The organism is Psychrobacter sp. M17(2026), assembly GCF_055699815.1.
Genome location: NZ_CM146741.1, coordinates 1,438,342 through 1,458,981 on the forward strand (window position 1 = coordinate 1,438,342; position 20,640 = coordinate 1,458,981).

Genomic DNA, 20,640 nt, shown 5'->3' on the forward strand with positions numbered 1-20,640 from the left:
AAAAAGGCATTGTCTATTAAGTAGTCGATGCCTTTTTTAATGAGTCACGGATAAATAGATAAATAGGTAAATAGTTTATATTATGAAAGACAAAACTCTCTTCGTCTCATCGGTTCTTGTAGCATTTATATTTGGTATCTTGAGCACTTATCTAGTTATGACCAAGCAGCAGATGGATCAAGTTATGCGAGCAAAGCAGACTTCTGTAGTCTCAAACAATCAAAACGTTGCTAATCAAGAGAACAATCCACTAATAGCGTTAGAAAACTTTGCCAATAGTGAAGAGACAAGATCAGAAAATGGTAAGGGTTCAAATAGTCCATCTATAAACGACTACTCACAACAGCAAGCATTAGAAATAGTCAATCAAATGCCTGACTATATGCTGGGGCAGTATGTTGATAAATTTATGGCCAAAGGAGCAAGCGAAGTCATTGGCGACAAGAGACGCTTTGCCCAAAGAGCGGTTGAAGAGTTATATAAAGAAAACGACAATCAACCTTTATCAGGGTCTATTAAATTATCTCTTGATTCATCTTTGCCTTCTATATCCGTGGACACGTCAAATCTTAATAAAGACGCTAAACTGTTTGCTCATTTAGATACCGATGGAAAAGTACCCGCCAGCGCCTTTGTATTCGTTAAATGGGTGAATAATCAAACGGGTCAAGTACTGTTGTTTGAGAAAAAAGACATCGTCGCTAATAGTAATCAAAACTGGGTTAGCTTTAAGCCTTATGAGGGTTGGACTCAGGGTAGCTATGATATTCGCTTTTATCAATTTACCTCTGAGCTTGAGCCTATTGCGCAATTGACTTATCAAATCTTTGAGGTTAGTGAATCTCAAAATGGCATGAGTGCAAACACAGATGGTGTCGTTACGGCAACCATTAGTCAATAAGAATACAAATCTTTAGACTTTGTTAGGCGCATCGATAGATTCAATGACGCCGCCGCCTAAACAAACCTCATCAATATAGAATACCGCTGATTGACCAGGGGTGACTGCGCGTTGTGGCTCATCAAATACTACTCTGACTTCTAAGCCTTTATCATCGAGGGCGAATACATGACAAGCTTGGTCGGGCTGGCGATAGCGTGCTTTTGCCATACAGAGCAGACCCTCTGTGGTAAAAACTTCCGCAGGTGGCAGGCCATCGACCCAATCCATTTTATAAGCTGTCAGCTCATTACTTAGCATCATTGGGTGTTCGTGTCCTTGACCGACAATCAAACGGTTCTTGTCCAAGTCTTTTGCCAATACAAACCATGGCTCCTCTGGACGGTCTTTAACCCCACCAATACCGATACCACCACGCTGACCTAAAGTGTAATACATAAGCCCGTCATGCGTACCAATAGTGTGGCCATCATCAGTGATGATATCGCCTTTTTGCGCGGGCAAGTACTGTTGTAAAAAGTCTTTGAATCGGCGCTCACCAATAAAGCAGATGCCCGTAGAGTCTTTTTTATTAGCCGTGATCAAATCGTGCTCTTCTGCAATCTGGCGCACTACAGGCTTTTCAAGTTCACCGACGGGAAATAAAGTTTTAGCAATCTTATCGCCGCCAACCGCATGTAAAAAATAACTTTGATCTTTATTGTTATCAAGGCCACGTAATAGCTGCGCAACTTCAGCGCCATCAGTATTGCGATAATTGATGCTACGGCGAGTATAATGACCCGTAGCGATATAATCTGCACCAAGCGTCAAGGCGTAATCTAAAAACGCCTTAAACTTAATCTCCTTATTACATAAAATATCAGGATTGGGTGTACGACCTGCTTTATACTCCGCTAAAAAGTGCTCGAAAACTCTGTCCCAATATTCCATCGCAAAATTCGCGGTATGCAATTTGATACCTATCTTATCGCATACTGATTGCGCATCCGCCAAGTCGTCCATCGCCGTACAGTATTCGCTACCGTCATCTTCTTCCCAGTTCTTCATGAACAAGCCTTCTACCATAAAGCCTGCCTGTTGCAGCAACACGGCTGATACCGACGAATCGACACCGCCTGACATACCGACGATGACACGTATGTCCGCAGGATTATCGATATCGCTAAGGGTTAGGGCAGTATGAGCACAAAAGTTTTGGGTCGTTGACATTGCGAGTGTGGTTGACATAAAAAGTCTCTTAACAACTTGTGGTAAAATAAGCGTCGTATTATAACAGCTAATGACGATCTGTTGGCGCGACTCACGAGTTGCATAAGCCAATCAGCACGGATTGAAGACGTCGCTAGTGATCTTAATAAATTTAATTTACTTTAGACATTGTTCAACAGACCCTACTTACTTTTGGTTATTTACTTTGGGAAAATATAATGATAAAAATTGGTCAAGGTGTCGACGTTCATGCTTTTCATAATAGTGGCGAGCAGCAGCAATACGTCATCCTAGCAGGAGTAGCAATCGAGCATACCCATAGCTTGCTAGCACATTCTGACGGTGATGTGGTATTACATGCACTCGCTGACGCCTTGCTTGGCGCATTAGCACTGGGAGATATAGGTCAGCATTTTCCTGATACTGATGCCGCGCATGCAGGGCTGGATTCACGAGTATTACTGCGTTACGTCTATGGCAAAATTCAAGCAGCAGGATATAAGCTAGGCAATGCTGATATCACTATCATGTGTGAGCGACCAAAGATTGCCCCTCATAATGAGGCTATGCGTACTAACATTGCTAACGATTTGCAAACAACAATTGATAATATTAGCGTTAAAGCCACTACTACTGAAAAGTTAGGGTTTACAGGTCGTCAAGAGGGCGTTATGGTCAATGCCGTGGTATTATTAACCAAAAATGAGCACTAAGACTGATTATAAAAATAGCAAGTCTACTTGATTTACACTTGTAATAAAGTACGGATTGCCCCATGTATCAGCCACATATCGTTTGAAATTCACTTTTGATACCACTATTTTTCACAAACCCTCTAATAATTAGGAGCTTTTATGAGCGAGCAAACCCCAAATACTGCTGCCAATGATGTCGAACAATTGATCCGTGATCAAATCAAAGACAACAAAGTTATTTTATACATGAAAGGCACGCCACAATTTCCACAGTGTGGATTTTCAGCGAAATCTATTGAAGTATTGACCCAAATTGGTCGTCCTTTTGCTTTTGTAAACATCTTAGAAAACCCAGAAATTCGTGCTACTTTACCAAAAGTTGCGAACTGGCCGACTTTTCCACAGTTATGGATTGATGGCGAGTTGATGGGTGGTTCTGATATTATTTTGCAAATGTACCAATCAGGTGAGCTTAAGCCTTTAGTTGAAGCCAATAGCCCAGCGGCATAGTTTTTTTAATATATTGTCTTTTGCTATGTTGTCTCTTGATGCATTAGCAATCAGCACCTATTTATAGCTAATGCGTTTAGCTCAATACTCAAAAAGCTCGAATAGTCTAATACTGACTGTTCGAGCTTTTTATTGTCTTTATAGGTCTTAAGCTTAGGTTTTAATTTTAGGCTTTGACCCCATGTAGGGCACAAGTTTCAAAAGTTTAATAATAAGAGAGTTCTATGACTAATCAATCTATTGACCAACAAGCCATTGAGCGTCGCCGCGAAAAATTAACCACAGATTCAGCGCGTATCATTGATATTGCTGATAATGAATCACACTCAGCGCTGAGATGTATTCATCAGCTTAGTGTCGCAGGCGGCGCAACGGAGGCAACCTATTTAGCCATCGAGCGTCGTATTGTCGCTGATCAAGATATAGCTGGAGCTTATCATTTGGCGCTGCTCGCGCAAGGAACCTCAGATTTGCCTATCGATGTCCGTCAACTTATTGAAATGGTAGTAGAAAAGGGCGACAATCAACAGCGTTTGGCGCTACTTAAGAACTTACCTCATCCTCCTGTGGATAGTATCAAGTCACAGATTTTGATTAGTGATGATGGGGAGGCGATTGGGCAGATGAATGCTTATTTACAAATAAATCCTGAGGGTTATGGTAGCCAGCATGTACTTAGTGCTCAGCCTGATACAGTTGCAACAATGAGTTCAGGTTTTAACAATGCCGATGATGACAGTAAATAGTCTAAGTATGCTGTTGCTGATCTAATTTTGGATTAAAATTTTTTGAGGTAAATATTCTTATACTACCCAAAAATTGCTATAATTACCGGTTACATCTTTATTATTAGTCGTTTATATCATTAGTCATTTATTCCAGTCATTGCTGGTTTTTTACATGCGATTGTCAATTACTCGTTTTGTAAGTTATTTTTAGCTAATCAATGACTTGCAGTGCGATAGTTATCATCAATCAAGCGAGGCAAATATGCAATATCCCAAAATTTACGATGTGGTCGTTATCGGCGGTGGTCATGCTGGTACAGAAGCCGCACTTGCTGCCGCACGTATGGGTGCGCAAACCTTGCTACTGACGCATAATATTGAGACGCTTGGGCAGATGAGCTGTAATCCTGCGATTGGCGGTATCGGTAAGTCACACTTAGTGCGTGAGATTGATGCGCTTGGCGGGGCGATGGCGCTGGCAACTGATAAATCAGGCATTCAGTTTCGGGTATTGAACAGTCGTAAAGGGGCGGCCGTTCGGGCTACGCGTGCGCAGGCGGATCGTATTCTTTACAAAGCCGCTATTCGTCATACCTTAGAGAACCAAGACAACCTCGATATCTTTCAACAAGGTGCGGATGACATTTTAGTCGAGAATGGTCGCGCAACTGCGGTGGTCAGCTCAACGGGTATCATATTTAAGACCGAAACCGTAGTGCTAACCTCAGGGACATTCTTAGGCGGCGTTATTCATATTGGTCTTGAAAACTCAAAGGGTGGACGGGCAGGAGATCAGCCTTCTATCAAGTTGGCCGATCGCTTGCGTGAACTCAAGCTACCAGTCGGTCGATTAAAGACAGGCACGCCCGCGCGTATTGATGCGCGTACGGTGGACTTTAGTGTGATGACCATACAGCCAGGCGATACGCCATTACCAGTGATGAGCTATATGGGTAATGTCGCTATGCACCCTGAGCAGGTCAATTGCTATATCACGCATACCAATGCGCGCACGCATGACATTATCCGTGAGAATTTAGATCGTTCGCCGATGTTCTCTGGCAAAATCGAAGGCGTAGGCCCGCGCTATTGTCCGTCTATTGAGGACAAAATTCATCGTTTTGCGGACAAGGACAGCCATCAGATATTTATTGAGCCTGAAGGTCTGACTACCCATGAGCTATATCCTAATGGTATTTCAACCAGTCTGCCATTTGATGTACAGCTTGAGTTTATCCATAGCATGAAAGGGCTTGAGAACGCTCATATTACCCGTCCAGGTTATGCGATTGAATATGATTACTTTGATCCACAAAGCCTCAAGCCAACTTTAGAGACTAAGTCGATTGATCGGCTGTATTTTGCAGGTCAGATCAATGGTACGACCGGTTATGAAGAGGCTGGCGTGCAGGGTCTATTAGCAGGGACAAATGCCGCGCTAGTTACTACTAATAATAAAGATTTTGACACTTGGACACCGCGTCGTGATCAGGCTTATTTGGGCGTACTGGTCGACGATCTAATCACTCATGGTACTGATGAGCCGTATCGGATGTTTACTAGTCGCGCTGAATATCGCCTGCTATTACGTGAAGATAACGCCGATCAGCGCTTAACTGAGATTGGTCGCAAACTAGGCTTAGTTGATGACACGCGCTGGCAAGCCTACGAGCAAAAGATGGACGCTATTAGTACCGAGACTGCGCGTCTAAAAGATATGTGGGCAACGCCGATGAACGAGCTTGGTAAGCAAGTCGCTACCCAAACAGGTGAAGTGCTATCTAAAGAATCTACTGCTTATGATTTGCTCAAACGTCCACAGATTCACTTCGCTGATATAGCTGCAATCACTGATTCACAAGTCGATACACTAGTTGGCGAGCAGATTGAGATATCAGTTAAGTACGCAGGATATATTGATCGTCAGCAGGAAGATATCGAACAGATGAAGCGCCTTGAGAATACTCCGCTACCTGTAGATTTTGATTATACTGTCGTATCTGGCCTATCAAATGAAGTAGTACAAAAGCTCACTCAAGTGCGTCCAGCAACGCTTGCGCAAGCCAGTCGTGTCAGTGGCGTAACGCCCGCTGCAATCCAGCTACTCGCGATGACGGTCAAAAAGCATAAAAAAGCCAAGGCTGCTTTAGAGTCATAGTTTCATTGTATATTTTAGACTATTACTTTTTATAGCAGCTTATGCCATTATACCGCCACCCTCAATTTCTAAGCGTAGGCTGTGGGTCTAAATCAGCATTGTAATTTTTTAAAGTTATTCGCTGGGCTAAAGCCACAGCCTACAAAAAATCATATCAAGTTGAGAGTCGCTTAGTACCTTTTGTTTTGATTGCTTGAGTCCCTCTATGACCGCTGCTATTATCTTCGCCATTACCATTGTACTGCCCAACCTTTTCTTGATGGGGTTGGGTTTTTTTATGAAAAGACGCGGCGAGGCCAGCAAAGAATTTATCGATCAAGCGTCAAGCTTTGTCTTTAATTATTGTCTGCCAGCATTGCTATTTTTTAGCGTCGTCGATAGTGAAGTCGATTACGGCAAGCAAATAGTGCTGATAGTCGCTGGTATAGTGGTCACTTTTATTTTATTTATCGGCTCTGAACTCTACGCTAGTCGCTTTATCAGCGCACCTGCTGACCAAGGCGTCTTTGTCCAAGGTGTGTTTCGCAGTAATATGGCGATTATCGGGCTTGCGACCGTCGCCAATGCCTATGGTGATATCGGTCTAAGTATTGGCGCGGTGTATATGGGCATTGTGACGATACTATTTAACGTGTTAGCGGTTGTTACTTTGAGCCGAGTGTCCAAAAGTGCTGATGATACTTGGGTCAGTCGTAGCCTGATGATTGTCAAAAAGCTATTGACCAATCCATTGATTTTGGCGTTATTGGCCGCTTTTGCTTACAAAGCTTTGCCACTACCACCGCTAACAGGCGTCATTCATATTACTGGTGATTTGCTCGCAGCGGTCGCTTTACCCTTGGCGCTGATATGTGCGGGTGCCAGTATTGATCTAAAATCGATGCTACACCCTTCTGGGTTATCGATGCAGGCGAGTATTGGTCGCATTATTGTTGCGCCTATCTTAGCGATTACCATCGGTTTAGCTTTTGGTTTGACAGGCGTACACATGGGTGTGCTGTTCTTGATGGTCGCGTCCCCTACGGCTGCTGCCAGCTATGTGATGGCAAAAGCCATGGGCGGTAACGACGTGTTAGCGGCTAATATTTTAGCATTTACCACCGTAGTAGGATTGTTTGGCATGGCGATTGGCGCAGCGCTATTACGTGGACTAGGGCTAATGTGAATGCTAATGTTGTTTTTACTTATCCACACTTAAACAAAAGCTAACCAATATGGCCTCAGCATCGCGTATTTACCAAGATAGAAATATGCGGGTCAGGGCTCAACATTCTGTAACGACTCGCCTCAGCGCTCGTCCCTCACGCAAAAGCTAGCAGCATTGAGCTAATAAATCCTAGATTAGGATATTTCGATACTTTTAAAACAGCCTGAAATTTAGCAAATATTTTAGCGTTTACTACCTTTGTAGAACTATTTGGCACGACATCTGATGCGATCATACTACATAGCTTTGAGTCGAAAAAAATCCAGTAATGCGATTGCATTACTGGATTTTAATGAAACTTAATACTAGTTACTTACTTACGCCTTTCACGTTTTGCTTCACGACGTGCTTTACCTTTAGGGCTGACACGATAGGTCAAATAACCAAAGAATCCCAAAACCACTAAAAGAGCTACGATATAAGCAAATATAGTTGAGCCAATGACTAATGAGGCGCTGATAATAGGAGTAGTATCCATGATGATTATCCATTGATTAATAATTATTATCGATTGGCTTGCGTCAACAAACCTTTATCTATCAATAATTATGCAAGGGCGACCGAAGATTGTAAAGTAAACAAGTTTAGCTGAGGTGTAAGTTCTAGTGAACGCAGGCGTGCAGCTTGATCATAAATATTGGCAGTTACGATCAATTCGTCAGGCTGATATCGCGCTATAAAGTCAGCAAGCTTAGGCTGTACCGTGTCAACTGAGCCAATAAACGATACTGACAACGCACTATCGACCATCGCCTTTTCGCTCGAATTCCAGATACTGTTCATATCCTCGACAGGTTTTGGCATTTGTCCTTTTTCACCTCGTCGCAAACGTACAAAACTCTGCTGGGCTGAGCTAAAGTGATAGTTCGCAGTCGCATCATCATCAGCAAGTAGTAAGTTTGCCGCTAGCATGACATAAGGCTTACTCAAATAGGCTGACGGTTTGAACTGCTCACGATAAGTGCTGATAGCGTGCTCTAACATCTGCGGAGCAAAGTGTGAGGCAAATACATACGGTAGCCCTAAATGAGCAGCTAGCGTTGCACCAAATAGCGATGAGCCTAATATCCAAATCGGTATGTTTGAATGAGCTCCTGGAAAAGCTTGCACAGGACTGTTATCCGTACCATTCCCTAAAAAGTACATCAGCTCTTGCACATCTTGTGGAAAGCGCTCAGCATCACTCATTTGCCGACGTAATGCCTGAAAGGTCGCGCCATCGGTACCAGGGGCGCGGCCTAAGCCTAAGTCAATGCGATCACCATAAAGGGCTTGTAGCGTACCGAACTGCTCAGCGACCACTAAAGGCGCATGATTAGGCAGCATAATACCGCCTGCACCGATACGGATGCGATTCGTTTGGCTACCGATATGCGATAGTAATACTGAGGTCGCTGCACTAGCGATACCTGCCATATTATGGTGTTCTGCCATCCAATAGCGATTAAATCCAACGTCTTCTGCCTTTTGCGCAATCTCTACGGTTTGAGCGATACCGTCAGCGATAGTGCTACCCATGGGTACGGGCGCTAAATCTAAAAAGGATAATGGGATTGTATTAATGTCAGTCTCAGTATTTTTCATAAGTCACCTATTATTTATTGATTTATAAGCATTGAAAAACTCTCTAACAGTCTTGTTTTATAAGTTCTAACGGCTATTTATAGAAAGTCTTAAATGCTTGATAGGTAATATAATGGGGTAGAATATAGGTTTATAAAGGGCTATGTTAATGAGGGTAACAAATCTTGGTGTTGCGTTATACTCAATCATTTGATCTGTGTAGGCTGAATTTTCAACCCAGCTTTAAGACTCTACAAAGTTTTAATATTGAGATAGAATTCTACATGTATTGTGGGTGGTAACCCATGGATTGAACGTAGTCTGCTACTCGTGAGCCGACACACTAAGGATTGCCATCTATATAAGAATGAAACTAGACGTAAAGATATCGTTATCAACGAACAAAGTAATTAGTTATAGAGAGCAAAATGATAGAAGATGTCTTCGAAGGTATGTTCAGAGTTATCGGTCGCTTGATTGGATATTTTGTAATTGAAATAGTGTTTGAGATACTATTAAAGGGAACTGGTTATTTCATCACTAGATTATTTACCAAAAACAACCCTAATCCAGAAGGCTTATTAGTAGTTTTTGTAGGAGCAGTGTTTTGGATAATTATATTTACTTTAGCATATAGTATTCACATCAATGCTAATTGCTAAGCTATTAGCATTGATGTGAATATGAATTTATTAGGTATCTAGCCATGAACACAGTAAAAATCGAGTTTGGTGTACCAGTTGAAGGTTGGTTAGAGCTTACTATTAGTAATCAAAGCCAATGCATCATATTAGATATCTCTGACGTTTCATGTGATTCAATTAGCGAGCTAGCTAAAGCAGTTATTAATCTGCAATTTGGCAGCAAAACTGAAGAAGTTGAATTTTCATTAGAGCCTGATTTTGCATTATGGCGTTTTATAAGCTTTACAGATGAACTTCAAATTCAGGTATTTCCGAATTCTAGTTGTGGTAAGCCGTTCATATTTAAAGGCACTAGAGAAGAAGTGCTTGATAATCTATATGAAGCTTTGAAAGATTTTGAAACTGAATCATTTAGGCAGAGTCCTGACGATATGATGCATGTTTGGTCGTGGGACTTTCCAAGCACAACATTGAATAAATATAGTAGACGTAGGGTGCTCTCCAGCGCACCAATAATGACGCTATTGCCGACCATCGGTGCATGGAATGCACCCTACAAAAGATAAACTTGTTAGACACTGTCAATTATACTTTTCGGTTTGGTGTAAATTGACGTCTAAACCAAATCACTATGATGATCGAACTGCTTTTGACATAATTCCATAAAGGCGCGTCCGTATTGACGTATTTCTGCATCATCTCGTACCGCCATCCAACTAGTAAAGCGGCCAAAATGATCGACAGGTATCGCCACTAAGTTGTGATAATTGCTAGGATCATAAGCCATTTCAGCAATAATGCCAATTCCTAGACCTAGCTCTACGTAAGTGCTAATCACATCCGCATCGAGTGCGGCGAGTACGATATCAGGCTCAAGCCCTGCCGCGTCAAAAGTCTTATCAATAGCTCCACGTCCTGTAAAGCCACCATGATAAGTAACGATAGGGTAGCTGGCAAGCGTTGGTAGATCAATGCTCTCTAGACCCGCCAGCTCGTGATCACTTGGCACGATAATACGATGTGTCCAGTCATAGTAGCGATAGCAGCGCAGATAGTTATTATGTAGTAGCGATTCGGTTGCAATACCGATATCAGCCTGTCCACGAATCACCATCTGTGCGATAGTTTCAGGATCCGCTTGCTGTAGGATTAGGTTTACTTTAGGAAAGCGCGCTTTAAACTCTTTGACCACTTGTGGTAATACATATCGCGCCTGAGTATGCGTAGTTGCAATCGTGAGCGTACCTGTATTTGGATTATTAAAATCGAGGCTCAAATTCTCAATCGTACGAATCTCTGCAAAGATAGCCTCGATATGGGGTAGCAGAGCCGTACCCATAGTGGTTAGGCCTGTCAAGCGCTTGCCTTGACGCACAAACACTTCGGTTTTGAGTTGATTCTCAAGAGCGGCGATATGCTTAGAAAGACTGGATTGACTAGTGTGTAGCACTGTGGCCGCTTGGCTTAAATTATAACCATTAATGACGGTATGCCATACTGTTTCAAGCTGCTTGAGCTGAATTTGCAAGTGCCGCTGGTTTACCACCACATCGATTGCCATTATTTAGTCCCTGTTATCTACTATATTTATTTAAAGCTATTTACTGAAAACTACTGTTTAAAAGCTACTTTAGAACTGTCTTATATTTTTATAAGCATTTCAAACGCCAAAGTTTGGCAAGCGCCTAGTTTAATTCAAAGCTATTATTCTTGTATATACTAGATAGGTATCTATTTATGATATTTTGGAATATAGAGAGATTGTTGGCTTAATCCTGACGATCCTTTGTGTCATGAACAACAAACAATGAACACCTCAATTATTTGGCTAACTTAATATCAGTCACCACAAAAAACGGCCACCTTATAATAGGTAGCCGTTTTGATAATGTTAAACAATAGAAAGTGTTAATAACTAGCGCTCAAGTTTAAAAACGATCCGCAGTCATCACTTTATTCCAAGCATTGATAAAGTCATGAACGAATTTTTCTAAATTATCATCCTGCGCGTATAGCTCGCTATAGGCACGTAAGATGGAGTTGGAGCCAAATACCAGATCAACACGAGTGGCTTGCCATTTGACTTTGCCCGTTTTACGCTCACGCACTTCATAAAGATTGGAGGTATGGCTGGTGTCATCATTGTCATCAATAGGGTGCCAAGTCAGATTCATATCGGTTATATTGACAAAGAAGTCATTGCTAAGCACGCCAGCACGGTCAGTGAAGACACCGTGTTGCTTGTGCTCATAGTTAGTATCTAACACGCGCATACCACCGATCAGCACAGTCATCTCAGGAGCGCTCAAGCCCATCAATTGGCTGCGATCAAGTAGCATCTCCTCAGGCGATACCGCATAGTTATCTTTTACCCAATTACGATAGCCATCATGACGCGGCTCAAGATCGTTGAATGAATCAGCATCCGTCATCTTGTCAGTGGCATCACCACGCCAAGTCTCAAAAGGGACTTGCGCATGGACGCCTGCATCAGCCGCCGCTTGTTCAATAGCAGTATTACCCGCAAGTACAATCAAATCCGCTAAGCTAACATCTTTAGCAAATTCAGTCTGAATCTGAGTCAAAGCATCAAGCACTCTCCCTAACTGCTCAGGCTCATTAGCGACCCAGTTTTTTTGCGGAGCCAGACGGATACGAGCACCATTAGCACCGCCGCGCAAATCAGAGCCACGATAAGTGCGAGCGCTATCCCATGCGGTAATGATTAGCTCACGACGGCTAAGACTGCCATTATCAATTTGTGTTGCGATTTTCGCTTTTAAAGTAGCTATGTCATCAGCATTCAAGTCAGCAGGGCTCTCTGGAATAGGATCTTGCCAGATAAAATCTTGCGCTGGCACGTCGGCCCCTAAATAACGCGATTTTGGCCCTAAGTCACGATGAGTCAACTTAAACCAAGCTCTTGCAAACACCTCATCAAAGTATTCTGGGTTCTTATGAAAGTTCTCTGAAATCTTGCGATAAGCAGGGTCTTTGATCATTGCCATATCGGCATCGGTCATCATAGGGTTGCGGCGTACACTTGGATCATGAGCATCAAGGGGCTTATCCTCCTCCTTAATGTCCGTCGGCTCCCATTGCCAAGCGCCTGCTGGGCTTTTGGTTAGCGCCCAGTTGTGATTGAATAGCAGCTCAAAGTATTCGTAATCCCACCGCGTAGGGTGAGTCGTCCAAGCGCCTTCAATACCACTGGAGACGGTGTCGCCAGCATTGCCCGTACCATTAGGGTTACGCCAGCCAAGCCCTTGCTCTTGTATACCAGCGGCTTCGGGCTCATCTTCTAGGGCAGTGGCATCGCCATTACCATGGCACTTACCAACGGTATGACCACCAGCGGTTAGGGCCACGGTTTCTTCATCATTCATCGACATCCGTGCAAAAGTAGTGCGGATATCTTGTGCGGTTTTGAGCGGATCAGGATTACCATCGACGCCCTCTGGGTTGACATAGATCAAGCCCATTTGTACCGCAGCTAATGGATTCTCTAACGATTCGCGTTCGTTATCGTCGTCATAGCGATTTTTGGTTGCCGCTAGCCATTCGCGCTCAGAACCCCAATAGATGTCCTTTTCTGGATGCCAAATGTCAGCGCGACCACCCGCGAAACCTAAAGTTTCAAAGCCCATAGACTCATAAGCCATGTTACCCGCTAGTATCATCAAATCTGCCCAAGATAGCTTATTACCATATTTTTTCTTGACAGGCCAAAGTAGGCGACGAGCTTTATCAAGATTGACGTTATCAGGCCAGCTGTTCAAAGGTGCAAAGCGCTGATTACCCGTATTAGAGCCGCCACGACCATCAGAGTTACGATAAGTACCTGCTGAGTGCCATGCCATACGTATCATCAGTCCGCCATAGTGACCCCAATCTGCTGGCCACCATTCTTGTGAGTCAGTCATCAGATCCTTTAGGTCTTGTTTGACAGCCTCTAGATCCAATGTCTTAAAGGCCTCAGCATAATCGAAATCGGCACCCATAGGGTTAGTCTTGTTATCTTGTTGATGTAAGATGTCTAGATTTAAGCTATTTGGCCACCAATCTGTTGCTGCTGATGCAGTCGTTGTATGCGCTTGATGCATAACGGGACAACCACCCATACTAGGACGCTGCGGTGCATGTGACTCATCAATGTTTTGATTATGAATATCAGGACCTAAGCCATCACCTTTATCATAAGTCGTATTACTTGGCGTATCTTTGGTTGAATGGTCAGAATCACTTGAGCCTTGTTCTGCACTTTTTGTGTGTGGGTAAGGGGTAGATTTGCTCATCTTTTTGCTCCTATGCCAATATAAAACCGGCTATGATAAAAATTAAGGGTGTCTGTAATAATGCCTATAGATATTGTCTAGATACTATCGTTTATAGTTTTATCTTATAACGTTATCGTTGATTGATAAAATAAATATATAATAATTATGTGTTTTAAATTATAAATCGTAATATCAGGGAGGATAGATGTCGATCGACCGTAATTCTAACGTAGCTATTATAGAACTATGGCAATAACAGTTGTGCAAGCTTATAATACATCCAGTTACAGCCAAGATAGATGCAACAAAGATAGTCTAGCTATGAGTCGTTTAATGCAAAAATATCATCATAATGCCTAGTCAAAATACACGTTCTCAAGTACCATAATTCAATTTTGTCACGATCACATTTTTGTGCAGCACTAAAACGGCGTGCACTGTGATGTTTCCTGTCCTATGTTTCGGTGAATTGTTATGTCCGCTGTCAAATCTGCACCGCCTTCTACATCATCAAAGTCGCCTATTGCCAAGAAGTCATTGAGTGAGAGCCTAAAAGCTTATCTCGATCGCCGCGCGATAATTATGTTGCTTTTGGGCTTTGTCGCAGGCATTCCCATTTTATTGATTTTCTCAAGTCTTTCTTTGTGGTTACGTGAAGCTGGTATAGATCGTACTGTCGTGACGATGTTCAGCTGGGCAGCTCTTGGTTATGCCTTCAAGTTTATTTGGGCGCCCCTTATTGATGCTGTGCCACTGCCCATATTAACGAAGCTATTAGGTCGTAGGCGTAGCTGGATATTAGTATCGCAGATTATGATTATTGCGGCCATTTGTATTATGGCAAGTGTTAATCCAGCGATTGAGGGTAGTTTGTTCTTAATGGCAGTGGGCGCGGTACTACTTGGCTTTTCATCCGCCACCCAAGATATTGTCATTGATGCTTACCGTATTGAGCTGGCACCGCCAAGCTTGCAGGCAGTATTGTCGGCTATGTATGTTACGGGCTATCGCTTGGGTATGATTGTCGCTGGTGCTGGCGCGCTATACTTGGCAGATTATTTTGGCTCGACCGAAACATTTTATAGTTATGAGGCGTGGCGAAATACTTATTGGATCATGGCTGCGGTGATGAGCGTTGGGGTTATTACCACTTTGGTTATTCATGAGCCTGTTAGCCAGCAGGTATTGGTCGAGCGTAAAACTTCGGAATATACTCGCTTAGTACTCGTATTTGCCATATCAGTCATAGGTTTTGTACTGGTATTTGCCAATATGGGACCGTTATTGCCTGAGACTGAAAGCGTGCTATTTGGCTTTTTAATTGAAGTAGTACGTATGGTATCGAGCTTGGCCGCCGCTATAGCGATTGGCTATGGCTTGGTTAAGGCCAACCTTGTAGAGCCAGAATTTGCAAGGACGACATGGGTTGAGCCTATTGCAGATTTCTTTCGTCGGTATGGTATGAAAGCTTTATTGTTATTGGCGCTAATTGGTCTATATCGTATCTCGGATATTGTTGCGGGTGTAATCTCCAATGTCTTCTATCAAGATATGGACTTCACTAAGGTTGATATTGCCAACGCTGTCAAATTGGTCGGGGTCATTATGGCTATCGGTGGTGGTTTCTTAGGAGGCATATTAGCGCAGAAAATGCGTATTATGCGCGCTATGATGGTTGGTGCCATCCTTGCTTGTGTGACTAATTTACTATTTATTTTGCTGACCTATCATCCCGGTAGTTTGCCGTATATGTATTTGGCGGTCATTCTTGATAATCTAGCAGCCGGCCTTGCCAGCGCCGTATTTATTGCCTTTTTATCAGCATTGACCTCTATTCGTTTTACCGCTGTGCAGTATTCAATATTCTCCTCCTTGATGACCTTATTACCTAAGGTGATAGGGGGCTATTCAGGAGCTATCGTCGATAATACCAGTTACCCGTTTTTCTTTATGTTTACCTTTGCTATTGGTATTCCTATATTGGTGCTGATTTATTTAGTCGATAAACACATTGTCATTGGCGGTCATGATGATATTTATGGTGATGACGATGATAAGGGCAGTGGTAAAGGTAATGCAGGGCTTGAGCTAGCCAAAGCGAATCCTAATCTGACCAATACAAAAGAGCCACCACGGGCAAGCGAATAAAGTGTTGATTAAATAGTGTTAAATAGGTACTGAGAGTAGCTCATGGAAACGTCTAAAGCAGAGAATATGACAGTACGGCACATCAAACAGCAAGCGCCACAGTTCGCTCAAACGTTTGGCGTACCGTCATTTTGGCTAACTGATTGGCTACTTTACGTTATTGATAAGCCGTCATCATTCTCAATAACAGATGAGAGTTATCAGCTGACGGCTAGCGAATTTGAGCGATTCAATATTGGCGTGGCTCAGATGCAGCAGGGCATGCCGCTAGCGTATTTAACAGGTCGGCAAGAGTTTTGGTCGCTTGATTTTAAGGTAAACGCACATACGCTAATTCCAAGACCCGATACTGAGGTTTTAGTTGAGCAAACGCTATCTTGGATTAAAGCTAATAAGTCAGAGCTTGAAAACAGTGATCAAAATAAGCGCCTACTAGATTTAGGTACTGGATCAGGCTGTATTGCGATTAGCCTAGCGTATGAGCTGACTAATAATAAGTGCTACAAACAGTATAGCTGGCAAGTGGTCGCAGTGGATTTATCACAGGAGGCGCTAGAAGTCGCTTGTGAAAATGCTAAGCTAAATAAAGTCATTAATATTAAGTTTGTGCAAAGCAGTTGGTATGAGCAATTAAATAATGACCATGCTGATAAGTTTGACATTATCGTATCTAATCCGCCTTATATCGATGAAACGGATGAGCATTTAACCAGTCTACAAGCTGAGCCGATCAGTGCCTTGACTGCACCCAATCAGGGTTTAGCAGATATCGAGCATATTGTCCAGCAAGCGCCTAACTATTTACTTAGTAATGGACTATTAGCGATTGAACATGGTCATGATCAAGGGCAATCGGTGCATCAATTATTTATCAAAAACGGTTTTGATAAAGTGCAGACGGTGCAAGACTTTGGTGGTAATGATAGAGTAACGCTTGGGCAGCTTCTTTGACAATTAGTGTCTTTAGAACTAGTGTCGCTAGAATTTCTTTTTTACTATTAAGATAAGCTTTGGTATTGAATATGACTCAGTTAACCGATAGCCAGTCACTGACCGATGATGAGCTACTGCTCTATGCGCGGCAGGTATTACTCGACGGTTGGGATATTGATGCTCAATTTCGCCTCAAATATTCTCGTGTGGTGATGATTGGCGCAGGTGGTTTAGGGTGTCCAGCATCAGAGACTTTGGTGCGCGCGGGTGTTGGACAAGTACATCTGATTGACGATGATGTCATCGAAGCCAGCAATTTACAGCGTCAGACTTTGTTTTTACCTGAGGACATAGGTCAGCCAAAAGCGACTACTGCTGCTGCTATGCTGGGCAGAATAAATCCATTGATAAAGGCAAAGGGTAGCGTCGCTCGTTTAGATGAAAATAACGTCTATGAGCTGCTAGCAATGGAGTCGGGCAAGCCCAATTTATTACTGGACTGTACTGATAATTTTGCCACTCGCGATATGATTAACCGTATTAGCGTGCGCTACCAGATTCCGCTATTATCAGCTTCTGCTATAGCAATGGAGGGGCAGCTCGCGCTATTTGAACCGCAGCTTAATACAGGTTGCTACCATTGTGTATTCGGTGAGACCCGTGTTGATGAAGCAGCTGATGCGCGCACCTGTGCCAATTCTGGCGTGCTGGCAAGTACGACGGCGGTTATGGGTAGCTTACAGGCCAATGCAGCCTTGCAATACTTGGGCTTAACCAAAAATCCACTGACAGGCAAACTGCTATTGTGGGATGGTAGCCGCATGCAGCAGCGGCTGATGGGTTATAGGCAAGATAAAGATTGTATCGTCTGTGCTAGCCGTTAATCTTTTATATCGTTAAGTAAGCTCATTGATTTATTTTGTGACTGCCAAGCTCATTGAATATTCTGTTAACTATCCCATCTAACTCCTTTATTTTCGATACAGTTGTCTTTTATGAAAATTCATCGCCCTCATTTATTAAAACATACCTTTAATGTGGTCAATCGCGTTCGTCAGACTGCCAGTGTTGCAGGACTGTCAGCCCTTAGAGTCGCCACTGGCGAAAAGCCTGATGCGCAACTACTAAAAGAAACCTTTGAGCAGCTAGGTACGACTTATATCAAAATCGGTCAGTTTATCGCTAGTACGCCTTCACTATTTCCACGCGAATACGTCGAAGCCTTTCAAAGCTGTTTGGATCAGACCACACCCTTATCCTACGCTTATATTGAGCAAGTATTAAGGGCTGAGTTAGAAGTCTATGGTCAAACCTTAGAAGAAAAGTTTGCTCATATCGACAAAGAGCCGATCGCCTCAGCATCAATTGCGCAGGTGCATGGTGCGCGTTTGCACAACGGCGATGAGGTGGTGCTAAAAGTACAAAAGCCTAATGTTGAGACTATTATGCAGACGGATTTAGGCGTCTTGCATATGGCAACCAAGCTATTAGAGCTGATAATGCCGTCGATGAAGTTTGCGAGCATTGCACCGATCATTGATGAGATTCGTTTGCGTATGCTCGCTGAGACTGACTTTATTGCTGAGGCGCAAAATATCCGCGACTTTCAGCAGTTCTTACAAGTCTCAGGCAATACGCGTGTTATTGCACCGAAAGTCTATGATGATCTAACCACCAAGCGAGTGCTCACTATGAGTCGACTGCGTGGGGTGTCTATGGTTGATGAAACTGCTATGCGTCAGTATTGTAGTGACCCTGCACAAGTGATGGCCGATACGCTCAATACTTGGTTTGCAAGCCTAATGCTCTGTAATAGCTTCCATGCTGATTTGCATGCAGGTAATCTGATGCTGTTGACCGATGGACGCATTGGCTTTATCGATTTCGGTATCGTGGGTAAATTAAAAGCCGAGAGCTGGCGTGCCTGTATGGGTATGATGCAAGCGCTGCAGGATAATAACTATCAGGCCATGGCGCAGTATATGATCGATATGGAAATGACAGGCGCTCGTGGCCAAGTCGATGTGGCGGCACTCGCTGAGGATTTACAGCGAATGATGCAGGTTGTCATGGCTGAAAATATCACCTTTACTAGTGGCGTACCTGTCAATGTCAAAGAGCAAGCGGATGAGCTGAATAAAATGATGCTGGAGATTGTCGAGGTTGGTAAACGTCATGGTATTCATTTCCCGCGCGACTTTGCGCTATTGACCAAGCAGCTCCTCTATTTTGACCGTTTTATGCGCACCCTTGCTCCTGATATGGATATGTTCAGCGATAAGCGAGTTGCTATGCTCGGGCAGGACGATACAGCGCTACCTTCCGTTGCCTCTTAATGTTACTGTTCCATAATAATTATCTGTGAAGAGGGTAGGGTGCTGATGGCCACAATTAGGTATGAACGAGCAGTATCATGAATTCCGCTCGGCGCTCTATCGTCCCAATCATCACCAATCAAACCGCGATCGCTTGGATAGGGCTGTACTGTCTGGCGGTGGCGATGGGGTATGGGCGCTTTTTATTTACAGCGACTCTGCCTGACATTATGACCCAGTTGACACTATCAACCACTATTGCTGGTTGGCTGGCATCAGTTAATTATAGTGGCTATTTTATTGGGGCACTGATTTCGATGTTTGTGCCGCAGCGCCTTACTTACAGGGCGCTGATGGTAGGAATTATTCTGAGCATTGTGACGACTATTGCGCTAGTTGCGCCTAACATGCCTTTGAGCTTATGGTATATCATCCGCTTGCTAGCAGGTATTGCCAGTGGTATCGGTATGATACTGGGCTCGTCTTTTATTATTCAGCACTTTAGCGGCGCTCAGCGCTCACTATTATCCACAGTACATTATGCGGGCATTGGGACAGGGATTAGCGCTTCGGCTATTTTGACTTGGTGGTTATTGACGCTGGGTTATCATTTTGAGGTGATTTGGCTAGTCGCTGGGATAAGTAGTTTACCGCTGATAGTGTTGCTTTATGCTATACGGCCTATAAAATCAGACGCCACACAATTAAATTCTACAGTCAAATACCCTTCTATCAAGCAAACCTATATTAATTTTAAACGCTCATTATTCGAGGCGATGATAGGTCATACGCGGGCGATTGCGCTGTTATCCGTCAGCTATCTACTGGCAGGATTTGGGTATATTACCTCAGCGACTTTTTTGCCAGTGATGGCGACTGGTCAGCTTACCGATCAGAATTATGCTGGTCTACTGATTTGGCTCATAGTCGGTATTTTTGCGATGCTCTCCAATCCATTATGGGGTGCCCTTGCCAAACGTATTGGTGAGATTAAGACTCTAATGGGTTTGACGATATTGCAAGCTATAGGTATGTTTGCACCTTGGTTATTCGACAGTGCTTTAGGTCTGTATGCAAACGCTGTCATATTGGGATTGACTTTTGTTGGTATGGTATCAATGACTCTTAATATCATCAAAAGTATTAATCCTGCTTACTCCAACTTATTGATGGGTTTGGCAACGCTAGCTTATGCCGTAGGTCAATTCGTTGGACCCTTAATCACTGTGGCGTTAGCAGGTAGTAATGATAACTTTAATGCTGGTTTGATAGTGGCAGGTATTGGCTTACTAATCAGCCTAGTCTTATTATTGCTATTTCGTCGGCAGCCACAATCGGAGAATTAGAGC

18 protein-coding genes are annotated in these 20,640 nt (G+C 43.3%); 13 read left to right on the plus strand and 5 right to left on the minus strand.

From position 1 onward, the window contains the following. Window positions 1–82: 82 nt before the first annotated feature. The gene (locus ACR63T_RS06130; protein WP_472785103.1) at window positions 83–901 is read left to right on the plus strand and encodes a hypothetical protein; all 819 of its coding nucleotides are present in this window, start codon (window positions 83–85) and stop codon (window positions 899–901) included. A 12-nt stretch (window positions 902–913) separates the two neighbouring features. Here the strand turns inward: ACR63T_RS06130 and mnmA are convergent, their stop codons facing one another. After that, entirely contained in the window at window positions 914–2,113 is a 1,200-nt protein-coding gene (gene mnmA / locus ACR63T_RS06135) for a tRNA 2-thiouridine(34) synthase MnmA (RefSeq protein ID WP_472785243.1), read from the minus strand. Window positions 2,114–2,331: 218 nt separating this feature from the next. Here mnmA and ispF point away from each other — a divergent pair, with 218 nt between their 5' ends. From ispF to ACR63T_RS06160, 5 genes are all read left to right on the plus strand, one after another. Then, on the plus strand, window positions 2,332–2,826 hold the full coding sequence (ispF, locus tag ACR63T_RS06140) for a 2-C-methyl-D-erythritol 2,4-cyclodiphosphate synthase (protein ID WP_472785104.1): 495 nt from the start codon (window positions 2,332–2,334) through the stop codon (window positions 2,824–2,826). Window positions 2,827–2,967: 141 nt separating this feature from the next. Further along, complete coding sequence (grxD, locus tag ACR63T_RS06145; protein WP_010201219.1) at window positions 2,968–3,318, plus strand: Grx4 family monothiol glutaredoxin; 351 nt, start codon at window positions 2,968–2,970, stop codon at window positions 3,316–3,318. 224 nt (window positions 3,319–3,542) lie between these two features. Further along, window positions 3,543–4,064: a hypothetical protein gene (locus tag ACR63T_RS06150; RefSeq protein WP_472785105.1), complete on the plus strand. Its 522-nt coding sequence runs from the start codon at window positions 3,543–3,545 to the stop codon at window positions 4,062–4,064. A gap of 244 nt (window positions 4,065–4,308) precedes the next feature. Beyond that, window positions 4,309–6,204: a tRNA uridine-5-carboxymethylaminomethyl(34) synthesis enzyme MnmG gene (mnmG, locus tag ACR63T_RS06155; protein ID WP_472785106.1), complete on the plus strand. Its 1,896-nt coding sequence runs from the start codon at window positions 4,309–4,311 to the stop codon at window positions 6,202–6,204. 205 nt (window positions 6,205–6,409) lie between these two features. Next, window positions 6,410–7,369 carry an AEC family transporter gene (locus ACR63T_RS06160; RefSeq protein WP_472785107.1) on the plus strand — a complete coding sequence of 320 codons (960 nt, stop codon included), beginning with the start codon at window positions 6,410–6,412 and terminating at the stop codon, window positions 7,367–7,369. 355 nt (window positions 7,370–7,724) lie between these two features. Here the strand turns inward: ACR63T_RS06160 and ACR63T_RS06165 are convergent, their stop codons facing one another. Beyond that, window positions 7,725–7,889, minus strand: coding sequence for a hypothetical protein (locus ACR63T_RS06165; protein WP_305900130.1), 165 nt, complete (start codon window positions 7,887–7,889; stop codon window positions 7,725–7,727). Window positions 7,890–7,957: 68 nt separating this feature from the next. Then, a complete protein-coding gene (locus ACR63T_RS06170) occupies window positions 7,958–8,995 on the minus strand; it encodes an LLM class flavin-dependent oxidoreductase (RefSeq protein ID WP_472785108.1) in 1,038 nt (345 codons plus the stop codon). Window positions 8,996–9,402: 407 nt separating this feature from the next. Here ACR63T_RS06170 and ACR63T_RS06175 point away from each other — a divergent pair, with 407 nt between their 5' ends. Both ACR63T_RS06175 and ACR63T_RS06180 read left to right on the plus strand, forming a co-directional pair. Continuing rightward, complete coding sequence (locus ACR63T_RS06175; protein WP_201573227.1) at window positions 9,403–9,636, plus strand: hypothetical protein; 234 nt, start codon at window positions 9,403–9,405, stop codon at window positions 9,634–9,636. Window positions 9,637–9,680: 44 nt separating this feature from the next. After that, complete coding sequence (locus ACR63T_RS06180; RefSeq protein WP_201573229.1) at window positions 9,681–10,184, plus strand: hypothetical protein; 504 nt, start codon at window positions 9,681–9,683, stop codon at window positions 10,182–10,184. A gap of 50 nt (window positions 10,185–10,234) precedes the next feature. On the opposite strand, the gene ACR63T_RS06185 is transcribed toward ACR63T_RS06180, so the two are convergent. Both ACR63T_RS06185 and katG read right to left on the minus strand, forming a co-directional pair. After that, a complete protein-coding gene (locus ACR63T_RS06185; protein WP_472785244.1) occupies window positions 10,235–11,140 on the minus strand; it encodes a LysR substrate-binding domain-containing protein in 906 nt (301 codons plus the stop codon). 406 nt (window positions 11,141–11,546) lie between these two features. Next, window positions 11,547–13,739 (minus strand): catalase/peroxidase HPI, encoded by a 2,193-nt coding sequence (katG, locus tag ACR63T_RS06190; RefSeq protein ID WP_472785245.1) that lies wholly within the window; start codon window positions 13,737–13,739, stop codon window positions 11,547–11,549. A 630-nt stretch (window positions 13,740–14,369) separates the two neighbouring features. Here katG and ACR63T_RS06195 point away from each other — a divergent pair. The 5 genes from ACR63T_RS06195 (at window position 14,370) to ACR63T_RS06215 (ending at window position 20,637) form a co-directional block, all read left to right on the plus strand. Further along, the gene (locus tag ACR63T_RS06195) at window positions 14,370–16,043 is read left to right on the plus strand and encodes an AmpG family muropeptide MFS transporter (protein WP_472785109.1); all 1,674 of its coding nucleotides are present in this window, start codon (window positions 14,370–14,372) and stop codon (window positions 16,041–16,043) included. 42 nt (window positions 16,044–16,085) lie between these two features. Then, window positions 16,086–16,994: a peptide chain release factor N(5)-glutamine methyltransferase gene (gene prmC, locus ACR63T_RS06200; RefSeq protein ID WP_472785110.1), complete on the plus strand. Its 909-nt coding sequence runs from the start codon at window positions 16,086–16,088 to the stop codon at window positions 16,992–16,994. 71 nt (window positions 16,995–17,065) lie between these two features. Further along, window positions 17,066–17,860 (plus strand): HesA/MoeB/ThiF family protein, encoded by a 795-nt coding sequence (locus tag ACR63T_RS06205; protein ID WP_472785111.1) that lies wholly within the window; start codon window positions 17,066–17,068, stop codon window positions 17,858–17,860. Window positions 17,861–17,971: 111 nt separating this feature from the next. Continuing rightward, window positions 17,972–19,312: an ABC1 kinase family protein gene (locus ACR63T_RS06210; RefSeq protein WP_472785112.1), complete on the plus strand. Its 1,341-nt coding sequence runs from the start codon at window positions 17,972–17,974 to the stop codon at window positions 19,310–19,312. Window positions 19,313–19,389: 77 nt separating this feature from the next. Then, a complete protein-coding gene (locus tag ACR63T_RS06215; RefSeq protein WP_472785113.1) occupies window positions 19,390–20,637 on the plus strand; it encodes a YbfB/YjiJ family MFS transporter in 1,248 nt (415 codons plus the stop codon). Window positions 20,638–20,640: the final 3 nt, after the last annotated feature.